This window comes from Mycobacterium sp. (assembly GCF_049281135.1).
In the GTDB taxonomy this organism is placed as follows: Bacteria; Actinomycetota; Actinomycetes; order Mycobacteriales; family Mycobacteriaceae; genus Mycobacterium.
In genome coordinates this window covers 1-4,795 of record NZ_JBAPRN010000148.1, presented here as the reverse complement: position 1 = coordinate 4,795, position 4,795 = coordinate 1, and the positions used below count along the sequence as shown (strand labels likewise).

Annotated in this window: 4 protein-coding genes; all 4 read left to right on the top strand. The window is 62.5% G+C overall.

Features of this window, described 5'->3' with window-relative positions:
- Positions 1–995, top strand: a 995-nt coding sequence (locus WAN02_RS06165; RefSeq protein ID WP_422263283.1) for an MCE family protein, incomplete at its 5' end; no start/stop codon positions are given.
- A 34-nt stretch (positions 996–1,029) separates the two neighbouring features.
- Entirely contained in the window at positions 1,030–2,058 is a 1,029-nt protein-coding gene (locus tag WAN02_RS06160; protein ID WP_422263282.1) for an MCE family protein, read from the top strand.
- Entirely contained in the window at positions 2,055–3,428 is a 1,374-nt protein-coding gene (locus WAN02_RS06155; RefSeq protein WP_422263281.1) for an MCE family protein, read from the top strand. The genes WAN02_RS06160 and WAN02_RS06155 overlap by 4 nt, the downstream gene beginning before the upstream one ends.
- Positions 3,428–4,795 (top strand): virulence factor Mce family protein (locus WAN02_RS06150; protein WP_422263280.1); only part of this gene is annotated, 1,368 nt, incomplete at its 3' end. The genes WAN02_RS06155 and WAN02_RS06150, both read left to right, overlap by 1 nt.

Below are 4,795 nucleotides of genomic sequence, written 5' to 3'. Positions count from 1 at the left end.
ACGTCGACCTCATCGTTCCCACAAAAGGCGCCAGTCATCGTCAACTGGCCAAAGGCGCTGTGTTGCACAGTCGCAACACGACCGTCGAGGTCAACACCGTCTTCCAGAACCTACAGTCGATTGTCCGAGCAATCGACCCAGCCAAGATGAACGGTGTGCTCTCAGCGCTGTCCGACGCTTTCCGCGGCAAGGGCGAGCGGATAGGAGAGGCGATCAGCGGAGGGAACCAATTTCTTGTTGCCGTGAACCCCAAACAGGCCACCATCCGCAAGGACTGGCAGCTGTTCGGCAAGACCACCGCGGCCTATTCGGTTGCAGCGCAAGACCTTTTGTCAACGCTGGATGCGTTCTCGACAACCAGCGTAACGATCACCAAGAACAAAAAGGCGCTCAACGAACTGCTGCTGGATGCCATCGGCTTCTCCAACGCCGGGATCAACACGATCGGCCGGAACGAGCAAAACCTGGTCAACTCGATCAACCTGGTGGCGCCGACCTTCGAGTTGCTGAACAAGTACTCACCGACGTACAAATGCACGTTCGAGGGCGCGGTGTGGTACCTGGAGAACGGCGGTCGAGCCGCCATGGGGGGTAACGGCAAATCCCTCAACATCGACGGCGGGCTGCTATTCGGTGACGACCCGTACCGCTACCCCGACAACTTGCCGCGCGTGCAGGCCAAGGGTGGTCCCGGCGGCAGGCCGAGTTGTGGTTCACTGCCTGACGCGAGCGCGAACTTCCCGGTGAAGTATTTGGTGACCGACACCGGATTCGGGACCGGGCTGGACATCCGGCCCAACTCCGGAATCGGTTTCCCCGGGTATGTGAACTACTTCCCGGTCACCAAGGGAACGCCCCAACCGCCGCTGATTCGCTACCCGGGCGGTCCAGCGCCGGGCCAGGCGCCGGCCTATCCCGGACAACCGCCGTACGGTGCCCCTGATTACGCGGGGGCTGCGACGCCGCCGCTCCCGCCCGCACCTCCATCGCCTTGAGTCGCCCAGGCCCTTCGAAAAGTAAGGAGTTGCAATGAGAACCAACACCGGCGCCATCGCGCGTGTGGTGACGTTCACCCTTGTCTCCCTGGCTTTCGTCTTTATTCTGGTGACGGTCTTCGGGCAGTTCCGGTTTGACTCCCGGACTTCCTACAGCGCGGTGTTTTCGAATATTTCCGGGCTCAAGGGCGGAAACTTTGTCCGTATCGCCGGTGTCGAGGTGGGCAAGGTCAGTGACCTCAAGCTGCTGAAGGACGGTACTGTCCACGTCAACTTCGCCATCGACAAGGGACTGAGACTCACTGAAGGCACCAAAGCGTCGGTGCGCTACGAAAACCTCATCGGCGACCGCTATCTCGCCCTCGAAGACGGGCCCGGCCCGCCCAGGAGATTGGCGCAGGGGGCCACGATTCCGTTGGACCGCACGTCTCCTGCTCTCGATGTCGACGCCCTCATCGGTGGTTTCCGGCCACTGTTTCGCGCGTTGGATCCTGACCAGGTCAACGCGCTGTCCGGCCAATTGCTCAGGGTCTTCCAGGGTGAGGGAGCCACCATCTCGTCGGTGCTCGGTGAGACTTCTGCGCTGACCACCACGCTGGCCAACCGCGACAAGCTCGTCGGCGATGTGATCACCAACCTGAACGTCGTGCTGCACACCTTCGGCACCCGCGACAAACAGTTCTCAGACGGCTTGGACAAGCTCTCCCTACTGGTCGGGGCCCTGTCCGAGCGCAAGACCGATATCACCAAGGACGTGGCCTACATCAATGCCGCGACGGGATCGGCAGCGGACTTGTTGACGGCCGCGCGACAACCGATCAAAGACACTGTGGTGCAAACGGATCGCTTCGCGGGGCAGATCGAGTCCGATCACAATTACTTCGACGACCTCGTGAAAACCCTTCCCGACGTCTATCAAACGCTGTCCCGCCAGGGTCTCTACGGCGACTACTTCGGCTTCTACATCTGCGATGTGATCATCAAGCTCAACGGCCGCAACGGGCAACCCACGTTCGTCAAGCTGGTGAGCCAGGTAACTGGGCGGTGCTTGCCGAAAAAATGACCTCGATCACAAGTTCTTTTAGAGGCAAGTTCAAGCGGCCCAACATCAAGCCGCTCGCCGAGCGCAACCGGACCACGGTCGGCTTGGTCGGCATCGGCATCGTCGTTGCCTTGGTGGCCGCTGTCTTCTCCTACGAAAAGATCCCTTTCCTTACCGGAAAGTCCGGCTATTCCGCATATTTCACCGAGGCAGGCGGAATCAAGCCGGATAGTGACGTGCGAGTGTCTGGGTTGTCGGTCGGCAGGGTGTCCAGCGTCAAATTGGACGGGACGAAGGTGCTGGTCAAGTTCACCGTCGACGACGACGTCGCGCTGGGTAACCGCACCGAAGCGTCGATCAAGACCGAGACCGTGCTCGGCACCAAAATGCTGGAGATCACTCCACGTGGAGACGGCAACCTGGAAGGCCCGATCCCGGTCGAGCGCACCCGCGCGCCGTATGACTTACCGGATGCGTTGGGGGACTTGACCAGCACCATCAGCGCGTTGGACACCGCAAAGCTTTCATCGGCGCTGACGACGTTGGCGAACACGTTCAAAGACACTCCACCTGATTTGAAGGCCGCGCTAGAGGGAGTTGCGCAGTTCTCCACCACGCTGGATAACCGTGACGCGAAACTGCGCAGCCTGCTGACCAATGCGAACAAGGTCGTCGGGGTGCTGGGCAAGCGCAGCGACCAGATCGCCAACCTGGTCATCAACGCGAATGCGTTGCTGGCCGAGCTTCTGACACAACGCAATGCGGTTGACGCGCTGATGACCAATGTCGGGGCCGCGACGCGCGAGATCTCGGCCGTCATCGGCGACAATCGGACGCAGCTCAAGCCCGCACTGGACAAGCTCAACTCGGTGCTGTCGGTCTTGGACGACCGCAAAAAGGAACTGCAGCGCACCTTGTACCTCATCCCGAAGTACGCGATGTCGTTCGGTGAAGTGCTGGGGTCGGGACCATTCTTCAAAGCCTCGCTGCCGAACCTCACCCTGGGACAGTTTGTGCAGCCGTTCACCGACGCGGCGTTCGCTGATCTGGGGCTTGATCCCAATGTGCTGCTGCCGTCGCAACTTGTCGATCCGGGCAACGGCCAGCCTGGCCTACCGCCGGTGCCGTTGCCGTACCCGCGAACCGGACAAGGCGGCGAGCCGCGACGCTCAATCCCGGACGCGATCACCGGCAATCCCGACCAGCAGTCGTGTGGTCCGGCCGGCATCCCATTGCCCGGGCCCGGCTGCTACCCGTACCGGCCGCCACCACCAGCGCCGCCGCCGGGTGGGCCACCGCCCGGGCCGCCGGCGGATCTCCAGCCGCCGCCCAAGCAGACGCCGGTCTACGTCCCGGCGCCAAACGAAGTGCCCGCGAACGGGGGTCGCTGATGGCATTCGCGAATGTCCGCGCGAGACTTGGCAACCGGGTTGAGAGCGGCCAGGCATGGATCGAGAATCATCGACGCGCCACGAAGATCGGTACGGCGATCTGCCTGGTGCTGATTCTGGCCGTCGGGATCAGCATGATGGTCACGCCGTGGTGGAAGCAGGTCACCCGGAACACGTACATCGCCTACTTCCCGAACACCAACGGTGTCTACACCGGCGACGAGATCCGCATTCTCGGCGTCGCGGTCGGAACAATCGAGAAGATCGAGCCGCAGCCCAACGCGGCGAAGGTCACGTTCACCGTCGAATCGCAATATCCGGTTCCCGCCGACGTGCGAGCGGCGATCCTGTCGCCGTCACTGGTCACTTCGCGCGCGATCCAGCTCGTCCCGGTCTACTCCGGCGGCCCGAAACTGGCTGACGGCGCGACCATTCCGGAGGAGCGGACCGCGGTCCCCGTCGAGTGGGACGACCTGCGTAAGCAGTTGGAGAAGCTGACCGAGTCCCTGCAACCGACGACGGAGGGCGGAACAAGCGCGCTGGGGCAATTCGTCAACACCTCGGCCGCGAACCTGCGCGGCGAAGGTGACACCGCGCGCGACACCGTCATCAAGCTCTCGCAGGCGGTTTCAGCGCTCGGCGACCACAGCACGGACATTTTCAGCACGCTGCGCAACCTGGAGACGTTCGTCTCCGCGCTGACCTCGAGCAGCGAGCTGCTGGCGTCGTTCAACAAGAACCTGGCCAACATCACCACGGTGACGACCAACACTCCCAACGAGTGGGGCCAAGCCATTGCGGGATTGGACGGTGCCGTCAACGATCTGCGTCCCTTCGTCGCCGAGAACCGCGAGGCCATCGGTAAGACCTTCGACCACCTCAACGAAATCACCACGGCGTTGAACGACAGCCGCCGTGACATCAAGCAGACCCTGCACGTCGCGCCGAACGTGTTCCAGAACTTTCTCAACATCTATCAACCGGCGCAGAGCGCGGTCACCGGGATTCTGGCCCTGTCGAACTTTGCCGACACCGTCCAATCCATTTGCGGTTCAATCGAGTCCGACGGACTTGTCGGGAGGAAACAGTCGGCGCGGCTATGCGAGCAGTATCTGTCTCCGATCATCAAAAACCGCCAGTACAACTTCCTGCCCATCGGGCTCAACCCATTCGTGGGCGCATCGGCACGTCCCAACGAGATCACCTACAGCGAGGACAAGCTCAACCCGCACATACCGCCGCCGGGAGGCCCACCCGCGCCGCCCGCTGACGCACCATCACCGGCCTCGCCGCAAGCGTTGCCAGGCGGCGCGGTGCCGCCCGTGCCGACTGCGGTCCGGTCCACTGACCCCCACGCGGGGCTGCCG

Coding starts and splice junctions, on each gene's coding strand:
- WAN02_RS06160 (WP_422263282.1), top strand. CDS start 1,030: ATGAGAACCAACACCGGCGCCATCGCGCGTGTGGTGACGTTCACCCTT.
- WAN02_RS06155 (WP_422263281.1), top strand. CDS start 2,055: ATGACCTCGATCACAAGTTCTTTTAGAGGCAAGTTCAAGCGGCCCAAC.